Origin of the sequence: Pedobacter sp. CG_S7, from assembly GCF_040544395.1 — a bacterium.
GTDB lineage: Bacteria > Bacteroidota > Bacteroidia > Sphingobacteriales > Sphingobacteriaceae > Pedobacter.
On the sequence record NZ_JBEONS010000007.1, the window covers coordinates 44622 to 67852 of the forward strand.

Sequence of the window (23231 nt, forward strand, 5' to 3'; positions counted from 1 at the left end):
TATTTAGCAGTCAAATTTATCAAGCAGCTTAATTAAGGTTGCAAAGTCTTTTGGATAAGGAGCATCAATAGAAATTTCCTGTCCATCAACCCCTTTAAAAATCAAATATCGGGCATGCAAGGCAAAACGTTTCATAATAGGTTGCTCTTCTTCGTCTTTAGCAATTCGGTAACCTTTTTTAAGGTTAGATAAAAATACCGGCTTACCGCGATACATGATGTCTCCACAAATAGAGGCACGTTGTGTCGCTAAATGTATCCTGATCTGGTGCATTCTCCCGGTAACGGGCTTGCACTCAACCAGGGTATAATGCTTGTAATATTTAACGGAATTAAAATAGGTTTCTGCACGCTTGCCTTCCTGCCTGTCGATGGTAACATTTTTATTGCCATCATTCAATATAGGTAAATCCACAAAAAGGTCGTTAAAAGTAAACTGACCATCTACCACGGCGTGGTAAATTTTAGTGACTTTCCGCCTTTCAAACTGCATAGAGGCATTACGGTAAGCTTCTGGGTTCTTGGCAATCAAGATGGCTCCGCTGGTTTCTTTATCTAAGCGGTGACAAACCTGGGCATCATCAGTGTATTGTCTGGCCAAACGCAAGATATTTACTTCACCAGAACCTCCGCGCTCGTCAAGCGAGGCTACGAAGGGGGGTTTATTTACAACGATATAATCATCGTTTTCAAACAGAATAAGGTCTTTAAATGAGGGATATTTCAATGATATAGATTTCTAAATTGCAAAAGTACTAAGAAAGTTCGAACTTATAGCCTACCCCTTTCACGGTAGTGACATAATTCTCACCTAGTTTCTCTCTTAATTTACGGATATGTACGTCAATAGTACGGTTGGTAACCACAACAGAATCCTCCCAAATATTTTTTAAAATAGCTTCACGCGTGTACACTTTACCTGGTTTAGAGGCTAATAAGTATAATAATTCAAATTCTTTCTTGGCTAATACTACTTTGTTTCCAGATTGAAAAACAAGGTAAGCTTCCCTGTCGATAACAAGGTCGCCAATTTCAATCTTATTTTCCGAGATTTCGTCACTGCTTACATTTCTTCTTAAAATCGCATTAATTCTACTCACCAATGCTCTTGGTTTAATGGGTTTGGCAATATAATCATCTGCCCCAACATTAAAGCCGGCAATTTCACTGTACTCTTCGCTCCTTGCCGTTAAAAACACCATAAAAGTATTTTTAAATTCAGGTATAGATCGCATTAAACGACAAGCTTCAATGCCATCCATTACAGGCATCATGATGTCAAGAATAATTAGATCAGGATGAACTTTGCGCGCAACTGAAATACCTTCTTTACCATTGCTCGCAACATAAACCTGGTAGCCTTCTTTCTTTAGGTTATATTCAACTAATTCTAAAATATCAGGTTCATCATCAACAATAAGGATTTTCTGTTTTGCAGCACTCATATCTTTTAATTTATTTATTACGAAATTAGTCAATCAAATGCGTTACTGCGTTAAAATCAAGTTACCAAATTGTTAAGTAGGAGTAGCTTCTTAACTTTAAAGATGCTTTAAAGTAAAGTTTTGTTTAAAAATTCTTCTAACTGCTCCCCTCTGAGGTTTTTAGCGATGATTTTTCCTTGTGGATCAATCAAAAAAGAAGTTGGTATAGCATCAACCTGGTACAGTTTAACTACCGGTCCTTCGAAATCCTGGAGTTCACCTCCTTGTATCCATGCTAAATTATCTGCTTGCACAGCTTGTTTCCATGCAACTTGATCTTTATCTAAAGAAATACCAAACACGGTGAAATTTTTATCTTTAAAGGTGTTATAGGCCTTAACCACATTTGGGTTTTCTTGTCTGCAAGGCTGGCACCAGGAAGCCCAAAAATCAAGCAACACATATTTACCTTTAAAATCGGCAAGGCTTACTTTTTTACCATCGATGGTATTGATGGTAAATGCCGGTGCAGGCTGACCAATTTGCACAGTTTTAAGGTTAGCCATTCTAACCAGAAATTCGGTAACTGCAGGGTTTTTGTTGAAACTGCTTTTAATCTGATCAGAATAAGCAACCATTTCCTGCTCAAATTCTGCAGGATTTAAAAGGTTGATGGCATAAAAACCTGCTAGAGATTTGATGTTGTTTTGTGCAAATTTTAGAATTTCCTTATTCAGGGTTTCAATTTCTTTCGTGTATTCTGGGCGCAGACTTTCCATAATGGCTTCTCTGTTATCTGGATCTTTCGCTACCTGGTCATCAAATTTCTTTTGAACCTCATTAATTTTAGCCATATATTTATTCTTGGTCACATTCAACGTTTCCAATTTATCGGCATCTTCAGCACCAGAAATGTTGTAAAGCATGTTTTGATCAGCAAGGTCTGCTTTTAGTTGAATGTCATCACCATTTTTAGCAATAATCATGTATTCGTTGTTTCCGGCAGAAACCTTAAAAAAGTTAGCCTCTTCAGAAGGGTGGTTAAATTTAAACTCACCCTTTTCCGACAAAACAGTCGAGTCTAAAGCAATAGGTGTTGCTTTATCTAATGCAAAAAGGTATACTTTATTATTAGGTGTTGAATTTTCAAACGTCCCGTTAATTACAAACTTATCTGAATCTTTACAAGCTACAAAAGCTATACTGACCACTAAGAGGTAGATTAATTTCTTCATCATAATTTTAACTTAATTTTTCTTGAACCAATGCATTCACCTTTTGGGGATCCGCTTTTCCTTTTGCCATTTTTATTACTTCTCCAACAAATAGGCCTAAAACACCTTTTTTGCCTTTTTTATAAGCCGTTACCTGTGCTTCATACTTCGCTAATACCTGATCTACGAAATCACTTAGCTCATCATCATTGTCTTCAATTAACAAATTCAATTCTTTGGCTAAGGCCACAATATCAACTTCACCTGCTTTTTCAAGTGCGGGCAAGAGTTGTTGTAGAGCCGCCGACTGGGTTATTTTTTTCTGATCTATTAGGTTAATTACTTTTGCCAGTAGTAGTGGACTGATGGGATAACTGGAAAGTTGGATATCTCTTTCATTTAATAAAGCCCTGATTGGACCCACAAGCCAGTTGATTAAACTTTTCTGCTGCGTAACTTCCTTTACGCCTGCATAGAAATAAGCTAAAAGATCTGGATCTGCAGCAAGCAAAGATGCTTCAGCATTGTTAATGCCATAGTCATTAACCAATTGCTGCGAAATTTCTCTTGGCAAAGCTGGCATAGCAGCTTTGAGTTCGGCGAGCCATTGATCGGAAATAACTAAGGGTGCTAAATCAGGATCCGGAAAATACCGGTAATCGTTAGCCATTTCTTTACTCCTCATTGGGGAAGTTGTGCCATTATCGGCATCAAAATTCAAGGTGCTTTGCACAACCATTCCGCCATCATTAACCAATTCTACCTGCCTGTTAAATTCAAAATCCATTGCACGGCGAACGTTTCTAATGGAATTAAGGTTTTTAACTTCACAACGTGTACCATAAGCTGTAGTCCCTTTTTTACGGATGGAGATATTAGCATCACATCTTAAACTACCTTCTTCCATATTACCATCGCTTACATCAAGGTGGCGCACGAGTTTCCTCATTTCAGTAAGTAAAGCGGAAGCCTCTTCTGCCGATCGGATATCAGGTTCGGTAACTATTTCAATTAAAGGAACGCCCGCCCGGTTCAAATCCACAAATGAATAGCGGTCATCTTGATCATGAAGACTCTTTCCGGCATCTTCTTCTAAATGTATCCGGTTAATACCGATACGCTTTACATCACCATTACTCAAAATCACATCCAGAAAACCATTCTGACAAATGGGTTTATTATCCTGGGTAATTTGATATCCTTTTGGCAAATCAGCATAGAAGTAATTCTTACGGTCGAAATAATTCGTTTGATTGATAGTGCAGTTTAAGGCCAGGCCCATTTTTATAGCCTTAGCAACTACCTCTTTATTTAATTTGGGTAATGCACCAGGTAAAGCAAGAGATACAGGAGAGATGTGCTCATTCGGGCTGGCACCAAAAGTAGCACTATCTGCTGAAAATATTTTTGTATTCGTATTTAACTGTACGTGAACCTCCAAACCTGATATTAATTCAAATTCAGAAGCTGTGGTTACCGTATTCGTACTCATTTATTTTTTTTGATCTAAAAAAATTTATTTTTTCTGTTAATGCAAATATAACCAAAATAGTCTTAAAGCGTTATTTAAAACAAATTGATAGGTGTAAACAATATGTGGCATCAAATTTGATTTTAACACTTTACACAAATGAAATTATTATAAACTTACAGCTTAAAAACAGTAATGAATAAAAGTATATGAAAGCTTCATTAACGTTAAAAACACAAACACACAAATTAAAATCAAGGTTATGAAAAGATTAATTGTTTTTGCAATGTTAGGTTTTGCAGCAATGTCCGTAACACCAGCACATGCCCAGGTTAGCGTTAACATTAACATTGGAGCACAACCGGATTGGGGTCCCAGAGGTTATAATCATGTAGATTATTATTATTTACCTGAAGTGGAGTCTTATTACTATGTGCCTACCCGTCAATTTATTTACTATAGTGGAAACCGATGGGTACATAACCGTAATTTACCTTCCAGGTACAGAAATTATGACTTACATAAAGGTCGTAAAGTGGTTATTAACAGTAACCGACCTTATTTAAGACATCAAAATTACAAAAAACGCTATTCCAGCAATTATTCTTCAAACAGACCTCAAAAGGTAGTTTATAGATCTAGTTACAATGAACACGACAGCAAGAACTATCGCAAACAAGAGAAAAGCTCTAATAAAGGAAATAAACATGAACGCGGTGGAAACAACGGCAAAGGTAAAGACAACCATGGTAATAATGGTCGTCATTAATTAAATATTATATTAGTCAAACAACTTACATTCAACAAATTGACAAAAAACAAATGCGCAACTAAATTAGTTGCGCATTTGTTTTTTGTCAATTTATTAGTTATTTATTTACTTCACCATTTCTGCTGCCTTTAATAATACTAAAGGGAGACCATCTTTATTTTTACCACCTGCAGTTGCATAAAATGGTTGTCCTCCACCACCACCCTGGATATCTTTAGCCAGTTCTCTAACGATAATTGAGGCATTAAATCCCTTTTCAGTAACCAGGTTATCTGAAAGCATCACTGTGATACCAGGTTTATCATCAATATTGGTAGTAAATACCAGAAAGAGGTTGTCAACCGTCTCTTTAATTGCGAAAGCTAAATTCTTCACGGCATCAACATGAGGCAAATCCACATGGGCCGCAATCAGGTTGATCCCATTAATGGTTTTTACATGGTGCACAATTTCGTGTTTAAGATTAGCAGCTTGTTCAACAACGGCTTTATCTGCCTCTTTTTTGAGCTTCGCATTTTCTTCCAACAATGTAGAAACAGCTACCTTTAAATCTTTATTTCCTTTTAACAGCGCCCTTAACTCATTGATTTCTTTATTTTGATCTAAAATAAAAGCTTCGGCTTTATCTGCAGTAATCGCTTCTATCCTTCTTACTCCTGCAGCAACGGCACTCTCAGCAGTAATTTTGAAATAACCAATCTGACCAGTTGCCTGAACATGGGTACCTCCACAAAGTTCTTTTGAATAATGATCATCAAAAGTGATGATCCTTACAAAGTCACCATATTTCTCCCCAAATAAAGCAGTTACGCCACTGGAAAGGGCTTGCTCATAAGGAACATCTCTTTGTTCTTTTAAAGGAATATTTTCCCTTACTTTTTGATTCACCAGGTGTTCAATTTTTGCAAGCTCCTCTTCGGTAATTTTAGCAAAGTGCGAAAAGTCGAAACGCAGGTAATCAGGATTTACCAGAGAACCTTTTTGGTTTACATGCACACCCAACACCTTTTTCAAAGCTGCATGCAGCAAATGTGTAGCAGAATGGTTGTCTTGAGAAAGCAAACGCTGGTCTTTTGCTATTACTGCCCAGAATGTACCTTCTAAATCTTCAGGCAATGTATCTGTATAATGAACCGTAAGACCGTTTTCTTTCTTGGTGTCTGTTACCTCTACAAAGAATAAACGACTGTGGTCTTCCAGGCGACCAGCATCGCCTACCTGACCCCCACTTTCAGCATAAAATGGTGTTTTACTCAATACTAATTGGTATTGCTCTTTACCTTTTAGGCTTACTTTACGGTATTTAATAATCTGGGTTTCTACTTCAAAATCATCATATCCAACAAAATCGACATCAAGATTCGGATTTACCAGAACCCAATCGCCAGTATCAACAGCAGTGGCCGCTCTTGACCTTTCTTTTTGTTTCAACAAAGCGATGTTATATTCCTCCATATCGACAAGCCAATTCTTTTCACGAGCCATTAATTCAGTTAAATCAATTGGAAAGCCATAAGTGTCATTGAGTTCGAATGCAAAAGCCCCTGAAATAACCATTTGATCTTTCAAAATACTATATACCCATGGATCTTCGAACGATTTTTCCTTATCGATAGCATTTTCTGACATCAATAATTCACCTTGTTTTTTAGTGTAATTTTCAAATCGTTGAATACCTGTGGCTAAAGTCCTTAAAAAGGAAACTTCTTCTTCCAGCACTACTTTTTGTACAAAATCCTGCTGTTCTGAAAGCTCATCAAAAACACCTTTAAATTGTTGTGCTAATACCGGCACCAATTGATTAAGGAAAGGTTCTTTTAAATCAAGGAAGGTATAAGCGTAACGAACTGCACGACGTAAAATACGGCGAATTACATACCCAGCTTTATTATTTGCCGGCAGTTGCCCATCAGCAATAACAAAAGAAATGGCCCTGATGTGGTCAGCCATAACGCGCATAGCGATATCTGTTTTTTCAGCAGCTCCGTAGACAATACCTGCTTTCTGAGCAATAAACTGAATCAGGGGTTGGAATACATCAGTATCATAATTTGATGCTTTATTTTGCAGTACTCTAACCAGGCGTTCAAATCCCATTCCAGTATCAACATGATTAGAAGATAAAGGCTGCAATGATCCATCTTTCAACCTGTTAAACTGCATGAAAACATTATTCCAAATTTCAATTACTTGCGGGTGATCTGCATTGACAAGGCTTTTTCCAGAGGAGGCTGCACGTTCATACTCAGGGCGGCAATCGACATGAATTTCTGAGCAAGGGCCACAAGGACCTGTATCACCCATTTCCCAAAAATTATCTTTCTTGTTACCAAAAATGATACGGTCTTCAGGTACATATTGTTTCCAGAGCTCGTAAGCTTCTGTATCTTGCGGCAAACCTTCTTTTTCATCTCCTTCAAAAACAGAAACGTATAGTTTATCCTTGGGTATTTTATAAACTTCTGTTAATAATTCCCAACTCCAGGCAATAGCTTCTTTTTTAAAATAATCTCCAAAGCTCCAATTACCCAGCATTTCGAACATCGTATGGTGATAGGTATCTATCCCTACTTCCTCTAAATCGTTATGCTTACCAGAAACACGCAGGCAACGTTGGGTATCTGCAACACGCTTGTATTTTATTGGTGCCTCACCTAAAAACAAATCTTTGAACTGGTTCATACCTGCATTGGTAAACATCAGTGTAGGATCGTCTTTTACGACTATAGGTGCGGAGGCAACAATGTGATGCTTCTTATTTTCAAAAAATTGCAAATAAGCACTTCTAATTTCTTTTGCGGTCATCCTTCTATTATTATCCAACAAAATTAAAACTTTATTGCGGTATTTTACTAAAATCCCTTTATATTTGAATACTTTAAATAAATGCTATAATCTCCTAATAATCAACCGTAAATTATGCCATACAAAGAAAGAGAAATTAATAAAATGTATTATAGCATGGGGGAGGTAACTGAAATGTTTAAAGTTAATGCTTCACAGATTAGGTTTTATGAAAAGGAATTTGATGTGTTGCAGCCAAAGAAAAACAAAAAAGGCAACCGCCTATTTACTCCTTCAGATATAGAAAATTTGAAAATCATTTTTCACCTGGTGGATGATAAAGGCTTCACATTAAAAGGAGCCAAAGAACATTTAAAAAATAACAGTGGTGAAATGAAAGAGAACCAGAAGATCATTGCTTCCCTTGAGAAACTGAAGGATTTCTTATTAAAATTAAATGAAGAAATTTAAATGAAATAATATTTTTTATTGAGTTAAATAAATTGTTGTTTTGAACGAAGACAGGTTCATTATGACAAATTCTCCTTCTCTTTTTTGGCAATCCCTTTCTCTATTTTTCTTCTTTTTTATTTTTCTTGCCCCTGTAATAGCCCAGCAACAACAGCAACAGGAAATTATTAAAGATATTGTTGAGCGTATAGCTCCAGATTTACCCGAAGATTTCGACCTTTCTGAATTACTGGAGCAACTTCAATACTTTAGCACTCATCCGATTAACTTAAACCAAACCAGTGTAGTTGAGTTAAAGTTACTGGTAATGTTGTCTCCACTTCAGATCAGCAACTTTTTTAGTCATATCTCCATTAACGGCAAATTACTCGATTTACTGGAGTTGCAATCGATAGCTGGTTTTGATATTCAAACCATACAAAACCTGTTACCATTTGTTAGCCTGACTATACCTTCTGGCTATAAAAATCTAAACTTTAAAGACCTGTTAAACAAGGGTAATAGTGACCTTATCTTAAGGTACGCACAGACTATTGAAGCACAAAAAGGTTTTCAGGATTTACCAGGAAGCCGCTATTTCGGAACCCCAGAAAAGTTATTAGTCAAATACCGTTACCAATATGAACAGCTCTTCTCTGTTTCTGCCGTTTTCAAAAAAGATGCTGGAGAAGAATTTTTTAGCGGCAACAATACCTACAGCTTTGATTTCAATTCTTTCAGCATCGGACTCTATCAATTAGGCAAAATCAGCAAGCTTGTATTGGGAGATTACAGCTTACAATTTGGACAGGGCTTAACTTTATGGTCTGGCTTCTCTTTTGGTAAAGGACCTGATGTAGCTGGTGTTGCCAAAAAGGATATTGGTTTAAAAACCTACACCTCCTCTAATGAATCTTCCTTTTTCAGGGGAGTTGCTGGTAGCGTGACTTTGTACAAAAACCTTAACCTGACCTCTTTTGTCTCTTACAGAAAACTGGATGCCAGTCAAACGGATTTAACAAACGGGCAATTCGGACAAGTAAACACGAGTATCAGTGGATTACACCGCACAAAATCAGAATTAAAAAACCAGCAAAGCTTGGATCAATTGGTTTATGGTGGTGCCTTACAATACCTCAGCAATAATTTATCTGCTGGCATTATTGGTTACCAAACGCACTATGGCAGCGAATTCATTACAGGTAACCAAGCTTATAACGCACATGGGTTTACAGGGAAAGACCTCACCAATATTGGCCTACATTACAACTATACTTTTAAAAATATTTACTTCTTTGGGGAGGGTGCGAAGAGTTTAAATAGTGGCATGGCCTTGATTAATGGTGCCATGACAAGTATTTCCCCTAAAATTTCAGCGGTGTTAGTCAACAGAAACTATGATGCCAATTACCATAACTTCTTTAGCCAGGGTTTGGGTGAAAACAGTGATGCCACAAACGAAAAAGGCTGGTATACTGGTTTAAATTATGCACCAAACAACTATTGGGCAGGCGCTATCTATGCAGATCTGTTCCGTTTCCCTTGGTTAAAATACAGGGTAAACGCAGCTTCCTCAGGTTATGAAGTGATGACACAGGTTTTGTATCGCCCAACAAAAACCTTCACGGCAACAGCAAGATTTAAAACCAAACAAAACCAGCAAAATACAGATTTAGACGTCCCCGTAAAATACCTCGATGAGGTATCCAAACAAAACTATCGCATGGAAGTGAACTGGCGATTAAACCGCAAATTCAGTTTACAGAACCGACTAGAGTTATGTCGATTTAAAAAAGGAAATACTACTGCAGAAAGCGGCTATTTGATTTATCAGGATATTGCTTATTCACCACTATCTTCCCGCTTATCGGCAAATATGCGACTGGCCTATTTTAATACCGAATCATACAACAGTCGTGTTTATGCTTACGAAGATGATGTGCTTTATGGCTTTAGCTTCGGCATGTATAATGGCAAAGGAGCCCGCACTTTTTTAAACGTGAAATATAAGGCATTACGAGGATTGGATATATGGACAAGGTATGCATTATTCATTTATCAGGATGCTAAAACTGTGGGTTCCGGACTTGATGAAATTCAGGGGAACAGGAAATCTGAGTTAAAGTTACAGATGAGGTATAAATTTTAAAGCATTGAGCATAAGAGCAGAAACTGTATTTGTAAACTTGTTATTCTTTTATATAGCGGGAATCTATGTGGCTTATGAATTCGCTTCAGTAGGTTTACAATGGGGCTTTGCCTTTTCTTCGTTTCTCCTTTTTGCTTTCCTGGTTATTTTGAATAATAGGTATGCAAAACTAAAAGCATACCGATATAAAATTTATACCTCAGCCTTATTTTACCTGCTTTTTTTTTGTGTGGGCGGATGGCTGTATCTTATTAATTCGAACAATCTTCAGCCTGGTTATTTCGCCAAAACCAAATTAGATGCCATCAAAATAATCCTGGAGGAAACACCACAATGGAAAGGAAACCAGGTGCGGTTCAAAGCAAAAGTTATTTACGGTTACCAGGCAAAAAGAGGTATAGCTTGTCAGGGTAGATTGCTGGTTACTTTAAATGCTGGGAAACATAAACCTATAACATTAAATTATGGTGATGAGTTGATTTTACCTGCCCATTATAGAGCTGTAGAAACACCACAAAACCCTTCAGAATTTGATTACAAAGCATGGTTGGCTACACAAAACATCCATTACCAGGTTTACATGAATCAGCAAGATGCTATTTTAACAGGTCAGAACCGTGGCAATACCCTTATTGCATTTGCCCTAACTTTGCGTCTGCAGCAAATTGAGCATTTAAAAAAGTTAATAGTTGACCAGGAAGCTTTTTCAGTGGCCTCCACTTTAATTTTAGGCTACCGTGCTGATTTGAGTAAGGAAACTTTAGCTGCCTATTCAAAAACAGGAACTATCCATGCACTCTCCGTTTCTGGCATGCATGTAGGCATTATTTATATTGTTTTGATGTGGTCATTGCGCTTTATGAACCGAAGCACACTACTAAAAATCCTTAAAGCCATCCTCATAATAGCCTTAATATGGTTTTATGCACTGGTTACAGGGTTCTCGCCTTCTGTTTTGCGTTCCGCAATTATGCTTACCTGTTTTATCATTGCCAAAACAGGACGCAAACGCACCAATAGTTACAATATACTTGCCTTTTCTGCTTTTATCTTATTAGTTTATCAACCTTTTCTGTTATTCGATGTAGGCTTCCAGCTAAGTTATCTAGCCGTATTCGGACTCATTTACCTGCAACCCCTCCTTTATAACCTGCTCTATTTTAAGTATACCCTGGCCGATAAATTATGGCAATTCACCGCTTTATCATTAGCTGCACAGCTGGCAACCTTTCCCTTAAGTGTTTATTACTTTCACCAGTTCCCAGTTTACTTTTTATTGAGTAATCTTTTCATCATGCTCCCCGCTTCCTTAATGATGTATTTGGGCTTGAGCATGCTTTTATTCAGGCTTTACTTTCTGGCGCCATTATTAGAATGGGTTATAAATTTGACCAATACCGGTTTAAAATGGATTGCGAGCCTGCCGTTTTCTACTATCTCTGCCATCTGGTGGAATAAAACAGCGTTAATTTTGCTGCTTGTTTTCCTCATATTATTCATTCTTGCCTTAAATAAAGCACAAAAGAAGCTGCTATTTCCGGCACTATGTACCCTTCTAATCTTTCAGTCAATATTAAGCTTTTATAAAATGCAAGCCTTACGTCAACAGAAAACCATTACATTTAAACTGAGAAGAAATTATGCCGTAGCCTATCTTTATTCCAATAGAGCCATTCTTTTCACAGATGTAGATCCAGAAAGTAAAGTCTTTCAATATTCCATTAAACCATGTTTAGACCAGCACCAGGTAAAGGAGATACAATTTAAAAATGGTCTGCCGGATTTGAATAAAATAAAGCATCTTTGGTAAGCTAAACTATTATTCACACTTCATGACAGAACCATTGGTTATTTATTCGGTAGCAGACCGGATAGCAACAATAACATTAAACAGGCCTGAAAAGCGTAATGCTTTAAATCCAGAAATGGTAAGTCTGCTAACTAAAAAATTGCAGCAAGCCGCTGCCGATGAAGAGGTTAAAATCATCATTATCAAAGCAATGGGCAATACATTCAGTGCCGGTGCAGATCTTGCTTATTTACAACAATTGCAGCACTACACTTATGAAGAGAACCTTGCAGATTCCCAGAACCTTAGCAACTTATTCAGCACCATTTACTTTCTGCCAAAGGTAGTTATTGCACAAGTTGAAGGACATGCCATTGCAGGAGGTTGCGGTTTAGCAACAGTATGTGACCTCATATTTTCAGTTCCGGAGGCTAATTTTGGTTATACAGAAGTGAAGCTTGGCTTTGTGCCTGCTATTGTTTCCTGTTTTCTGATGCGTAAAACCAGTGAAACCCTTGCTAAACAATTGCTTTTAACCGGAGCGCTTTTTAGTGCACAACAAGCTTTTGACTATGGCCTGATAAATTTTGTAACAAACAAGGATATTATTGATCAGAAAGCCAAAGATTTTGCCTTAAATTTGTGTCAAACTACTTCAGCTAATTCTTTAAGGCTTACAAAGCAACTGATTGGTCAGACTACAAATCCTGATTTAGTTAAAAGCCTTGAATTAGCGGTAAAGATAAATGCAAAGGTTAGGGACAGCGAAGATTTCAAAAAAGGAATAGCATCCTTCTTGAATAAAGAGAAAATTAACTGGTAAAAAGTAAACAAAATAGATATGTTTAAATCAATAAAAACAGGCGTATTAGCGCTATTCTTAATTGGCACTGCATTTTATGCACATGCTCAGAAAAAAATTAGTCAGGGTATCATCACTTATGGCGTGGAGTATGATCTTAGTCCAGATCAAAAATCGACTTTAGATGTATCCAGCCTTCCCAAAGAGAATAAATTAGAGTTTAATGGCAACTTCTCTAAATTAGGAATGGAAATGGGGCCAACTATACTTACTATTATTAAAGATGGAGGAGCAGAAAATGCACTTTTATTGATCGACATCCCTATTGCACAAAAGCAAATTGCTACTAAAATGTCTAAAGAAGATATTGACAAACAAGCGGGTGGTATAAAATACAGTGATTTTAAGGCTACCGGTGAGAAACTAATGGTTTCTGGTTACAATACGGAGAAATACACTTATAAAGACGATAAAGGCAATGCTTACGAACTTTGGGCCACAAAAGATATTACATTGACACCAGGTGCAAGCAATTCAGAATTTAAGGATGTAAAGGGAACTCCCATTAAGTTTACTTTAAGTCAGAATAGTGTTAAAACCATTTTAACGATCAAAAGCATAACAGAAAAAAATGTAGGTCCTTTTACATTAGATGTGCCTAGTGGTTATGATTTATTAACCATGGCAGAATTAGAAGCCTTAAGAGGCGGAGGTTAGTTATAAATGTTAAAAAGTCTTTTATTTTTTATACGATTTTACCTGTTCTGGTTAATTTTCTTCGCTACCGACAGGGCTCTATTTTTGATTTTATATTACCAAAAATTAAATAACAGCCCTAATTCAACAATACTGGCTACCTTTCACAATGCCATTCCAATAGACTTGTCAATGCTGGGCTACCTTAGTGTAGCCCCATTGTTTTATTATCTTTTTTGGTTTTTTAGTGGCAGGGAAAGTGTTAATATCAAATGGCTGACAATATATAACACCATTTTAATTGTAGCCTTCAGTCTTATTTCTGCAATAAATTTTAACATCTACCGCGAATGGGGAACCAAGTTAAATGCAAAAGCCCTAGGTTTTGCTTTCACCTCTCCTGCTGAATCCCTGGCTTCTGGAGCTTCATCACCGCTGCTGCCAACAATTTTCATCCCTGCTTTTTTAATCATCACCAGTCTGCTGTTGCAAAGACTGCTCCTTCCAAAGAAGCTAAATTTTGTGCCTTTTCCACTTTGGGGCAAAATGATCATTGGCATTTTACTCATAGGCCTTAATTTCCTGTGCATCAGAGGTGGTATTGGCGTTTCAACAATGAATCAAAGTTCGGCCTATTTTTCGGAAGAATTGATTTTAAACCATGCCGCAGTAAATACAGAATGGAATTTATTTGAAAGTGCCCTTTCTTCAGGCAGTGCTAACAAAAACAAATATTTGTACTATAGCAAGGCACAGGCAGATGAAACAGTAAAAGACCTCTATGCCAAAGAAAAAGATACGACAGAGCAGATCCTCACTACCAAACGACCCAATGTAGTTTTAATTATCATGGAAAGCTTTACCGCTGATCTCACAAAGTCGATTGGTAATGCAGATGGTATTACGCCACAATTTGACAGTCTTGCCAAGAAGGGCGTATTGTTTAGTAAAATCTATTCTACGGGCAACAGAACTGATAAAGGTCTAATTGGCACGCTTGCGGGCTACCCTAGTCTTGCTGCTGGTAACCTGGTCAAATTCACAAATAAAATGCAAAAGCTTCCCGCCATTTCACAAGAATTTTTAAAAAATGGTTATGCTACATCATTTTATTACGGCGGCCAATCTGAATTTGACAATTACAAAGCCTTTATCCTCACCCATGGTTTCCAGAAGTTGATTGACAAAAGCAATTTTAAAGACAGTGAAATGAATTCTAAATGGGGAGCTTATGACGGGGTATTGTTTAACAGGCAATTATCAGAGCTTAATAAATTAAAACAACCCTTTTTCTCCTCCACCCTCACCCTAACCAACCATGAACCTTTTGAGGTTCCAGGCAATTATAAATTTGGTTCAGTAAGTAATGTAGAAAGTTTCAAAAGCACCGCATTTTATACCGACTCCTGCATCAATGATTTCCTGATCAGGGCAAAAAGTCAAGACTGGTATAAGAATACATTGTTTATTTTCATTGCCGATCATGGACATATTTTACCTAAATTGACCAATGAAGTCTACATGCCTGCACGTTACCATGTGCCTTTATTGTTTTATGGAGAGGTTATTAAACCGGAATACAGAGGCAAAGTATTTGACCGTATCGGCAGTCAGATTGACCTCGCCGCTACCCTTCTAACGCAATTAGATATGGATGCCAGCCAATACACCTGGAGTAAAAATATGTTAAACCCTTACACAAAGGCTTTTGCTTTTTTTAGTTGGGACAATGGTTTAGGTTTTATCACCGAGAAGCAAGCTGTCGCATTCGACAATACTGGAAAAAGAATATTGTATGAAGGTAATAAAGCAAATACCCAACAAACGGAAACCACCCTACAACAAGGTAAATCATACCTGCAAAAAGTATATCAACAATTTATAGAATTACAGCCATGAAATTAAAACACATTGCTTTTTTAGCCCTATTTCTCCTTAGTTTCAGCAGCCTAAAAGCACAAAATAAGGGTGCCATCAATTGGGCAAAAGATGGTCATGCCTACTATCAAATTACTGAAGGGGGCATTTTTTCTGTGACACTGCCTAAGCAAGAGCTAAAAATGATTATTTCGGCCATTGCAATGGACAGCAAAGGACTGAAAGCCAACGACATTAATTCTTTTCAGCTTTCTGAAGACGGTAATAAAGCATTACTTTTCACCAATAGTAAAAAGGTTTGGCGTTACCATACCCGTGGCGATTATTATGTATTTGATTTAACGACAAATAAGGTAAGCCAAGTTGGAAAAGACAAACCTGCTTCCTCCCTGATGTTCGCAAAGTTTTCTCCAGATGGAAATAAAGTCGCTTTTGTTAGTCAGCATAACATCTATGTAGAAGACCTGGCAACAAATACATCAAAAGCGCTGACAACAGATGGCACAGACCGTTTAATCAATGGTACTTTCGACTGGGTCTACGAGGAAGAGTTTGACTGCAGAGATGGCTTTAGGTGGAGTCCTGATGGACTAACCATTGCCTACTGGCAATTAGATGCCCGTAAGATTAAAAACTTTCTGATGATCAATAACACAGATTCGATTTATCCTTATACCATTCCAGTAGAATACCCAAAAGTGGGCCAAGATCCCTCTGCTTGTAAAATAGGCATTGTGAATATCAATACAGCAAAAACAACCTGGATGCCCATACCAGGAGATCAGGTTCAAAATTATATCCCCAGAATGGATTGGATACCAAACAGCAATTCCATATTATTACAACAACTTAACCGCGAACAAAATGTGAGTAACCTTTTTGTAGTTCAAACACAGACGGCAGAAGTAAAAAACATTCACAGTGAAACAGAAAAAGCATGGATAGATGCTGCTGAACCCTGGGAGTGGCTAAATAACAACAAGGCGTTTATTTGGCTTAGCGAAAAAGACGGTTGGAAGCATTATTACAGCATCAGTATTGATGGAAAAAAGCAAAGTTTAATTACTAAAGGCAATTACGATGTGATTAAAAGCAGCATGGTTGATGAAAAAAATAACACGATCTACTTTATTGCATCACCCGATAACGCTACTCAAAAATACCTTTATAAAACTAAATTAGATGGCAAAGGAAAGCTGGAAATGGTTACCCCTTCGGTTTTTCCGGGTACGCATAGTTATAACATTTCTCCTGATGGTTTATATGCTCTTCATAGCTATCAAAGTGCAAACATCAGACCATTAACGGAATGGATGAATATGAATACTGGAAACCCACTATCTATGGAAGGAAGCATTACCAACCAATTGGCCAAAGTAGCAATAGCAAAAAACAAGGTAGAGTTTTTCAAAATCAAGACAGAAGATGGTATAGAAATGGATGGATGGATGAAAAAACCGGACAATTTTGACCAGACTAAAAAATATCCTGTGTTGTTTTATGTTTATGGCGAACCGGCATCTCAAACCGTTACCGACACCTATGGTGTAGCGAATAACTATCTCTATACAGGTGATATGGCTAAGGATGGATATATTTATATTTCCTTAGAAAACAGAGGTGCTCCTGCACCAAAAGGTAGAGAATGGCGCAAAAGCATTTATAAAAACATTGGCAGACTCAACATCAGAGATCAGGCTATGGCGGCTAAAAAAATATTGGAATGGTCTTTTGTCGACAAAAACAGAATTGCCGTTTGGGGTTGGAGTGGTGGCGGTTCATCAACACTAAACCTTCTTTTCCAATACCCTGAAATTTATAAAACAGGTATTGCTGTTGCCGCAGTGGCAAACCAGCTTACCTACGATAATATTTATCAGGAACGGTATATGGGTTCTCCTTTAAAAACCAAGGAAGCATACCAGTTGGGGTCCCCAATTAATTATGCCCAAAACTTAAAAGGAAACTTACTATATGTACATGGTACCGGAGATGACAATGTACATTACCAAAACGCAGAAATGCTGATCAATGAGCTGGTTAAAAACAGGAAGGTTTTTCAATTGATGGCCTACCCTAACCGGACGCACAGCATTAATGAGGGCGATGGAACCAGCGAACACCTGGCCTTAACCTTCACTAAATTCTTAAAGGAAAATTGCCCTCCCGGAGGGCAATAAATAAAAAAAGCAGCCTTAAACGGCTGCTTTTTTATGCTATAATATTAACTCATCGGAACTTCCATCAACAGCACTTCTGCCCCTGCAGATGCCTTAATATTGATCTTATCCGTATCCCAAATACCAAAGCCATCTCTGTGCTCCAACGCCTGGTCGTTCACAGTTACATTTCCTTTAAGCACGAAGAAATATACCCCATTTCCTTTTAATTTCATTTCGTAATCAAGTTCTGTATCCTGATCAAATTTACCCAAATGAAACCATGCATTCTGATGAATCCAAACCCCTTCAGCTTTAGGATCAGGTGATAAAATCTGTAACAACTGATTTACCTTTCCTTTTTCTTCGATATTAACCTGGTCGTACCTTGGCGTTACATTTTGCTGATTGGGTATGATCCAAATCTGGAGAAATTTAACAGGTTTATTTTTATCTTTATTAAATTCTTTGTGTGTAATTCCGGTACCTGCACTCATCGCTTGTATTTCACCAGGTTTAATGACTGTCATATTTCCCATGCTGTCTTCATGTTGCAATTCACCTTCCAATGCAATAGAAATAATCTCCATATTTTGATGAGGATGTTCCCCAAATCCCATTCCACCAGACACTTGGTCATCATTCAAAACCCTCAATGCACCAAACTGTACTCTTTCTGGATTAAAATAATTAGCGAAACTAAAAGTATGGAAAGATTTTAGCCAGCCATGGTCTGCATGACCACGTGTTCCGGCTTTGTGTAAGATTGTTTGTGTCATCATATTTTATTTATACACAAAAATAAGACATCTATACTTGCGCCGCATTGACCTGTGTTAATTAAAATAGGCTTACGCGAACTTTTAGAAGGTATTTTATGTTTATAAAACAGGCGTAACAAAAAGGCAAAGGTCATTAACCGAATGTCAAGAAAAAAAATTTCGATTTAAGATTTTTAAGTTAAAATGAGCATAGAGAAAAGTAAAGGCTATAAAATGGTGATGAAATGGCTGAAATCAAATAAGAAAAAGCCTTTTCAATTTCAAAAAGATGCCTGGCAATATTATGCAGAAGGTTACAGCGGACTCGTAAATGCCCCTACTGGTTTTGGGAAAACCTATTCTTTATTCCTGGCGGCTGTTATAGAAGAACTGAATAACAAATCAATTACTGAAAAAGGTATTGAAAAGCAAGGCAGCAAGACTAAAACAGGTTTAAAATTATTATGGATTACACCCCTCCGTTCTCTTGCAAAAGATCTTGGCCGTGCCATGCGGGAAGTTTGTCTGGAACTGGAACTAGATTGGCAAATTGGCATTCGCAATGGCGATACCCCACCAAATGAAAAACTGAAGCAGAAAAAACAAATGCCTGAGGTAATGATCATTACACCGGAAAGTCTTCATTTATTATTGGCACAAAAAGGAAATTCCGCTAATTTCGATTATCTACAGGCTATCGTTGCCGATGAATGGCATGAGTTATTAGGCAGTAAGCGAGGCGTACAAACAGAGCTAGCCATCAGCAGAATTAAAGGGATTTTGAACGAAAGACATCCGGAAAGGCTTTTAAGAATATGGGGTATTTCTGCAACTATAGGTAATATGCAACAGGCAATGGATGTTTTAGTGCCCTATAAGGAACTTCTAAAAATAATCATCAAAGCAGATATAAAGAAGAAAATTGACATCAGGTCTATCCTGCCAGACCACATTGATATGTTGCCCTGGGCTGGTCATTTGGGGCATAAATTAGCCCATAAACTCTTGCCTATCATTCATAAAAGTAAAACCACTTTGATATTTACCAATACCAGGGGGCAGGCAGAACTATGGTATCAAAATCTACTTGGCCTGGATGAAAACCTTGCCGGTTTAATTGCTATCCACCATGGATCAATAGATTTCGAATTGCGCAACTGGATCGAAGACTCCTTACACTCCGGATTGTTAAAAGCCGTCATCAGCACTTCCTCTTTAGACTTAGGTGTTGACTTTAAACCTGTGGATACCGTAGTTCAAATAGGATCTCCAAAGGGTGTAGCCAGATTTTTACAACGTGCCGGACGCAGTGGCCACTCCCCTTTTGAAACTTCTCTGATCTATTTTCTGCCCACACATGCCTTAGAATTAGTAGAAGCAGCAGCAATAAAAGAAGCTGCAAAGAATCAGAATATAGAAAGTAGGGAGCCTGTGGTCATGGCTTTCGACACTTTGATACAATACCTAGTTACGCTAGCCGTAGGTGATGGTTTTAAGGAAGAAACCATTTATCAGGAAATAAAAAAAACCCATTGTTTCCAGGAAATATTGGCTGCAGAATGGCTTTGGATAATGCAATTTATATCTACTGGAGGCGATAGTTTAACAGCTTATTCAGAGTTTAGAAAGGTTGTAAATACTAATGGACTGTGGAAGGTGGAAAGTAAACAAATTGCCTTGCGCCACAGGCTGCATATTGGCACCATTGTGAGTGATGCCATGCTTAAAGTAAAATTCCTGACCGGCGGTTATATTGGGATGCTAGAAGAATCTTTCCTCGCAAAAATAAAACCCGGTAATAGCTTTACGCTTGCGGGTAAGATACTGGAATTTGTAATGTTGAAGGATATGACGGTATTAGTACGTAAAAGCAAACTGAAAAATGCCATTACCCCAAGTTGGTTAGGAGGCAGAATTTCTCTTTCAGCAAACCTTGGCAGTGTTTTAAGGGAGAAATACAACGATACCCTGAACCCTGAACAAGAAGATGAAGAATTAAGGCTCATCCGACCTTTATTTGAAAGACAAGCGGAGGTATCTCACGTACCTAAAAATGATGAATTTTTAATTGAACTGATCCATACACGCGATGGTTATCACCTTTTTGCTTATCCCTTTGAGGGAAGACTTGTACATGAAATTATGGCGGCGCTGATTGCTTACAGAATTGCCCGCAAAAACCCTATTAGTTTTTCTATTGCCATGAACGACTATGGCTTCGAACTGTTAAGCGAACAACCCATACCAATTAATGAAAAGGAGTTAAAGTTACTTTTTAGTCCTCAGAACCTTACAGATGATATTGTTGCCAGCATCAATGCCACAGAAATGGCTAAGCGCAAATTTAGAGATATTGCCTGCATTTCTGGCTTAGTATTTCAAGGCTATCCAGGTAAATACATCAAAAACAAACATTTACAATCCTCATCGGGTTTATTTTTTAATGTTTTTAGTGATTATGACAAACATAACTTATTATTGCGACAAGCTTTCGATGAAGCTTTTTATCAGCAAATAGAAGAACCACGACTAGCGGCAGCACTTAACCGGATACAATCCAGCAAAATTGTTATCATCAAAACAAACACCTATACCCCACTTTGTTTCCCAATTAAGGTAGACAGTTTGCGTGAAAATATGAGTACAGAAGAACTTGGGAAAAGGATACAAAGAATGACTGCCGAAGCAGAAAAAAAACCAAAAAAAAAGAATGACCATACAATTTAAAGGAGAAGAATTGTTATTATGTAAGGAAAGAGCAATCTATTGGGCGGCAAAAAAAATGCTGATCATCAGTGACCTTCATATTGGAAAAGCCGCCTTTTTCAGAAAACAGGGCATACCAGTGCCACTAAATATTAGCCAAACCGACCTTAAAAACCTAAACCTACTTTTGCAAACCTATCCTACTGATGTTCTTTTAATTACAGGAGATATGTTCCATAATTACATGAACCAGGAAGTGGAAGATTTCAGGCTTTGGCGAGCAGGCTATCCGCAATTAAGCATCCAACTGGTCAAAGGTAACCACGACGGCCTTAAAGCTATAGACTACCAGAATTTAAATATAGCGACCTTTGACAAGGAACTATTAAATGCCCCCTTTCGTTTCATCCATGATCAGCCAAAAGAAGCAGATCAATATTATAGTTTAACAGGACATATACACCCCGGTATAACCATTTTTGGCAAAGCAAGACAACAATTAAGGTTCCCTTGTTTTTACTTTGGAAAAAGCTACGCCATTTTACCTGCTTTCAGCCAATTTACCGGTATAAGCATGGTGAAACCACAACAAGGTGATCGGATTTTCGCCATTACTCCAGTAAGTGTGTTAGAAGTTTAAATATCCATTGTCTTCAATAACATTTCAACTACGGTTTGGTCTGTTTTAAAGGTAACATCATCAATTTTTAAATCCTTTAGCGGTATCCAACGGAAGGACTGTTTACTGTTTTCTTTAAAATCAAATACATCCGTTTGGAAGGTTAAATTTAAAGGATGCACCGCTCTTACAAAGTAATAAATACTGATCACCTGGCTGTCATTAAAAGAAGATTGTTCATAGAAATCGGTAGTATAAAAATGTGACAGCACTTCTATTTCAGCTTCACACTCTTCCATAAATTCTCTTATCAATGCTTCCCTTAGACCTTCACCAAGCTCCAGTCCACCACCAGGAAACTTACTGAAGTTCCGATTTTCTGCTTGTTCATCACTAATTAATAAACCTTTGTGCGGATCAATCAATAACCCATAAACCCTTACGTTAAAATAACTCATCACTCAAAATGTTTTTTGTTTTTTGTAGCATTCTCAATCGACCATACAATCTCTCCGTTAAAATCCTCCTGCCTAACCGGGCAGTCCTTCATCTTGCAATAATGGCAACACTCAGGCAAACAAGGATCTGCATGTATAAATAATTCTGTAGTTCTTCCTTTTTTATAGTTGATCAAAGCGTCAATTGCAGAGATTTGTTTGTGCACCTGATTGAGATCCAAATAGTAAGGAAAAGTAAAGTGACAATCAATATGCAAATCGGCCCCATATTGTTGTGCACGAAGGTTATGTACATCTATCCAGGAATCTTGTCTGTTATCCTGCAAAATTGCCACAATATCTTTCACCAGGTCGGTATTACTTTCATCCATTAAGCCGCCAATAGATTTTCTGGTCAGGCGGTAACCATTATAAACAATATAAAAACCGAGCGAAATAGAAATCACCCCATCTAACCAATAAATTTCAGTAAAGTAAATTAGCATTACCCCAATCACCAATCCGCCACTCGTGATGGCGTCCACTAATAAATGCTTCCCATCAGCCTCCAGCGTCATGGAATGATGTTTCTTACCTTCATTAATTAAAAAATACCCAATAAACAAATTTACTAGGCCGGTAGCTCCAATAATTAGGGCACCTTCAAAAAGCTGTTTAATAACCCCCGGATAAACCAAGTCATAAGTAGCTTTACCGATAATGATAATTCCAGCAATCCCGATAAGCACCCCTTCCACAAAGGCAGAAAAAAATTCAACCTTCCCATGGCCATAAGGATGATTTTCATCTTTAGGAAGCATGGTGAGGTAAATGCTATAAAACGCAAAGCTACTGGCTAATACATTGACAATACTTTCTGCTGCATCTGTAAGAATTGCGTTTGAATTGGTGATGAAAAATGCCGTGAATTTAGCCAGCATAAGGATAATGCTGACGGATAGGGAAATAATTATTGCTTTTTTCTTAGGATTCAAAGTTTATAAATTAGCGTACAAAAATAGGATTTCGTAGTTAAAGTCTATTAAAAAAGTGTTTTTTTTAGTTTAAAATTCCGTTAGGTTTATATATTTGCTAACTGACAAAGTTATATTTTGCTATTA

At 37.5% G+C, this 23231-nt stretch carries 18 protein-coding genes; 10 read left to right on the plus strand and 8 right to left on the minus strand.

Features of this window, described 5'->3' with window-relative positions; translation table 11 throughout:
• Window positions 1-3: 3 nt before the first annotated feature.
• From AAKU52_RS06150 to gatB, 4 genes are all read right to left on the minus strand, one after another.
• Entirely contained in the window at window positions 4-726 is a 723-nt protein-coding gene (locus AAKU52_RS06150) for an RluA family pseudouridine synthase (protein ID WP_354331341.1), read from the minus strand.
• Between the two features lie 28 nt (window positions 727-754).
• Window positions 755-1444, minus strand: coding sequence for a response regulator transcription factor (locus AAKU52_RS06155; RefSeq protein ID WP_354331342.1), 690 nt, complete (start codon window positions 1442-1444; stop codon window positions 755-757).
• A gap of 107 nt (window positions 1445-1551) precedes the next feature.
• On the minus strand, window positions 1552-2661 hold the full coding sequence (locus AAKU52_RS06160; RefSeq protein ID WP_354331344.1) for a redoxin domain-containing protein: 1110 nt from the start codon (window positions 2659-2661) through the stop codon (window positions 1552-1554).
• 4 nt (window positions 2662-2665) lie between these two features.
• Complete coding sequence (gene gatB / locus AAKU52_RS06165) at window positions 2666-4129, minus strand: Asp-tRNA(Asn)/Glu-tRNA(Gln) amidotransferase subunit GatB (RefSeq protein ID WP_354331346.1); 1464 nt, start codon at window positions 4127-4129, stop codon at window positions 2666-2668.
• 241 nt (window positions 4130-4370) lie between these two features.
• Here gatB and AAKU52_RS06170 point away from each other — a divergent pair, with 241 nt between their 5' ends.
• Window positions 4371-4877, plus strand: coding sequence for a hypothetical protein (locus AAKU52_RS06170; RefSeq protein WP_354331348.1), 507 nt, complete (start codon window positions 4371-4373; stop codon window positions 4875-4877).
• Window positions 4878-4985: 108 nt separating this feature from the next.
• Here AAKU52_RS06170 and alaS read toward each other — a convergent pair whose 3' ends face one another.
• Window positions 4986-7685, minus strand: coding sequence for an alanine--tRNA ligase (alaS, locus tag AAKU52_RS06175; RefSeq protein ID WP_354331349.1), 2700 nt, complete (start codon window positions 7683-7685; stop codon window positions 4986-4988).
• A 114-nt stretch (window positions 7686-7799) separates the two neighbouring features.
• Here alaS and AAKU52_RS06180 point away from each other — a divergent pair, with 114 nt between their 5' ends.
• The 7 genes from AAKU52_RS06180 to AAKU52_RS06210 are packed head-to-tail and all read left to right on the plus strand — an operon-like array spanning window position 7800 to window position 17608.
• Window positions 7800-8135, plus strand: a complete 336-nt coding sequence (locus AAKU52_RS06180; RefSeq protein ID WP_354331351.1) for a MerR family transcriptional regulator — start codon at window positions 7800-7802, stop codon at window positions 8133-8135.
• 40 nt (window positions 8136-8175) lie between these two features.
• Window positions 8176-10263, plus strand: a complete 2088-nt coding sequence (locus AAKU52_RS06185) for a helix-hairpin-helix domain-containing protein (RefSeq protein WP_354331353.1) — start codon at window positions 8176-8178, stop codon at window positions 10261-10263.
• 4 nt (window positions 10264-10267) lie between these two features.
• Window positions 10268-12073, plus strand: a complete 1806-nt coding sequence (locus AAKU52_RS06190; RefSeq protein ID WP_354331355.1) for a ComEC/Rec2 family competence protein — start codon at window positions 10268-10270, stop codon at window positions 12071-12073.
• Window positions 12074-12095: 22 nt separating this feature from the next.
• A complete protein-coding gene (locus AAKU52_RS06195) occupies window positions 12096-12875 on the plus strand; it encodes an enoyl-CoA hydratase/isomerase family protein (RefSeq protein ID WP_354331357.1) in 780 nt (259 codons plus the stop codon).
• 18 nt (window positions 12876-12893) lie between these two features.
• A complete protein-coding gene (locus tag AAKU52_RS06200; protein WP_354331359.1) occupies window positions 12894-13571 on the plus strand; it encodes a hypothetical protein in 678 nt (225 codons plus the stop codon).
• A gap of 6 nt (window positions 13572-13577) precedes the next feature.
• Window positions 13578-15449, plus strand: coding sequence for an LTA synthase family protein (locus AAKU52_RS06205; RefSeq protein WP_354331361.1), 1872 nt, complete (start codon window positions 13578-13580; stop codon window positions 15447-15449).
• Window positions 15446-17608 (plus strand): S9 family peptidase, encoded by a 2163-nt coding sequence (locus AAKU52_RS06210; RefSeq protein ID WP_354331363.1) that lies wholly within the window; start codon window positions 15446-15448, stop codon window positions 17606-17608. The genes AAKU52_RS06205 and AAKU52_RS06210 overlap by 4 nt, the downstream gene beginning before the upstream one ends.
• A gap of 44 nt (window positions 17609-17652) precedes the next feature.
• Here AAKU52_RS06210 and AAKU52_RS06215 read toward each other — a convergent pair whose 3' ends face one another.
• Complete coding sequence (locus AAKU52_RS06215; protein ID WP_354331365.1) at window positions 17653-18369, minus strand: pirin family protein; 717 nt, start codon at window positions 18367-18369, stop codon at window positions 17653-17655.
• Window positions 18370-18552: 183 nt separating this feature from the next.
• On the opposite strand from AAKU52_RS06215, the gene AAKU52_RS06220 reads away from it, so the two are divergent.
• Window positions 18553-21075, plus strand: a complete 2523-nt coding sequence (locus AAKU52_RS06220) for a ligase-associated DNA damage response DEXH box helicase (RefSeq protein WP_354331367.1) — start codon at window positions 18553-18555, stop codon at window positions 21073-21075.
• Window positions 21059-21694: a ligase-associated DNA damage response endonuclease PdeM gene (gene pdeM, locus AAKU52_RS06225; RefSeq protein ID WP_354331369.1), complete on the plus strand. Its 636-nt coding sequence runs from the start codon at window positions 21059-21061 to the stop codon at window positions 21692-21694. Before AAKU52_RS06220 ends, pdeM begins: the two co-directional genes overlap by 17 nt.
• On the opposite strand, the gene AAKU52_RS06230 is transcribed toward pdeM, so the two are convergent.
• Together AAKU52_RS06230 and AAKU52_RS06235 are read right to left on the minus strand one after the other, a co-directional pair.
• Window positions 21691-22131 (minus strand): NUDIX domain-containing protein, encoded by a 441-nt coding sequence (locus AAKU52_RS06230; RefSeq protein WP_354331371.1) that lies wholly within the window; start codon window positions 22129-22131, stop codon window positions 21691-21693. The genes pdeM and AAKU52_RS06230 overlap by 4 nt on opposite strands.
• Complete coding sequence (locus AAKU52_RS06235) at window positions 22131-23105, minus strand: cation diffusion facilitator family transporter (RefSeq protein ID WP_354331373.1); 975 nt, start codon at window positions 23103-23105, stop codon at window positions 22131-22133. The genes AAKU52_RS06230 and AAKU52_RS06235 overlap by 1 nt, the downstream gene beginning before the upstream one ends.
• Window positions 23106-23231: the final 126 nt, after the last annotated feature.

Excerpts from the sequence above, each read along its gene's own strand:
- AAKU52_RS06195 (WP_354331357.1), top strand. The coding sequence starts at position 12,096 with ATGACAGAACCATTGGTTATTTATTCGGTAGCAGACCGGATAGCAACA.
- AAKU52_RS06155 (WP_354331342.1), bottom strand. The coding sequence starts at position 1,444 with ATGAGTGCTGCAAAACAGAAAATCCTTATTGTTGATGATGAACCTGAT.
- AAKU52_RS06205 (WP_354331361.1), top strand. The coding sequence starts at position 13,578 with ATGTTAAAAAGTCTTTTATTTTTTATACGATTTTACCTGTTCTGGTTA.
- AAKU52_RS06210 (WP_354331363.1), top strand. The coding sequence starts at position 15,446 with ATGAAATTAAAACACATTGCTTTTTTAGCCCTATTTCTCCTTAGTTTC.
- AAKU52_RS06170 (WP_354331348.1), top strand. The coding sequence starts at position 4,371 with ATGAAAAGATTAATTGTTTTTGCAATGTTAGGTTTTGCAGCAATGTCC.
- gatB (WP_354331346.1), bottom strand. The coding sequence starts at position 4,129 with ATGAGTACGAATACGGTAACCACAGCTTCTGAATTTGAATTAATATCA.
- AAKU52_RS06200 (WP_354331359.1), top strand. The coding sequence starts at position 12,894 with ATGTTTAAATCAATAAAAACAGGCGTATTAGCGCTATTCTTAATTGGC.
- AAKU52_RS06180 (WP_354331351.1), top strand. The coding sequence starts at position 7,800 with ATGCCATACAAAGAAAGAGAAATTAATAAAATGTATTATAGCATGGGG.
- AAKU52_RS06230 (WP_354331371.1), bottom strand. The coding sequence starts at position 22,131 with ATGAGTTATTTTAACGTAAGGGTTTATGGGTTATTGATTGATCCGCAC.
- AAKU52_RS06160 (WP_354331344.1), bottom strand. The coding sequence starts at position 2,661 with ATGATGAAGAAATTAATCTACCTCTTAGTGGTCAGTATAGCTTTTGTA.
- AAKU52_RS06215 (WP_354331365.1), bottom strand. The coding sequence starts at position 18,369 with ATGATGACACAAACAATCTTACACAAAGCCGGAACACGTGGTCATGCA.
- pdeM (WP_354331369.1), top strand. The coding sequence starts at position 21,059 with ATGACCATACAATTTAAAGGAGAAGAATTGTTATTATGTAAGGAAAGA.
- AAKU52_RS06220 (WP_354331367.1), top strand. The coding sequence starts at position 18,553 with ATGAGCATAGAGAAAAGTAAAGGCTATAAAATGGTGATGAAATGGCTG.
- alaS (WP_354331349.1), bottom strand. The coding sequence starts at position 7,685 with ATGACCGCAAAAGAAATTAGAAGTGCTTATTTGCAATTTTTTGAAAAT.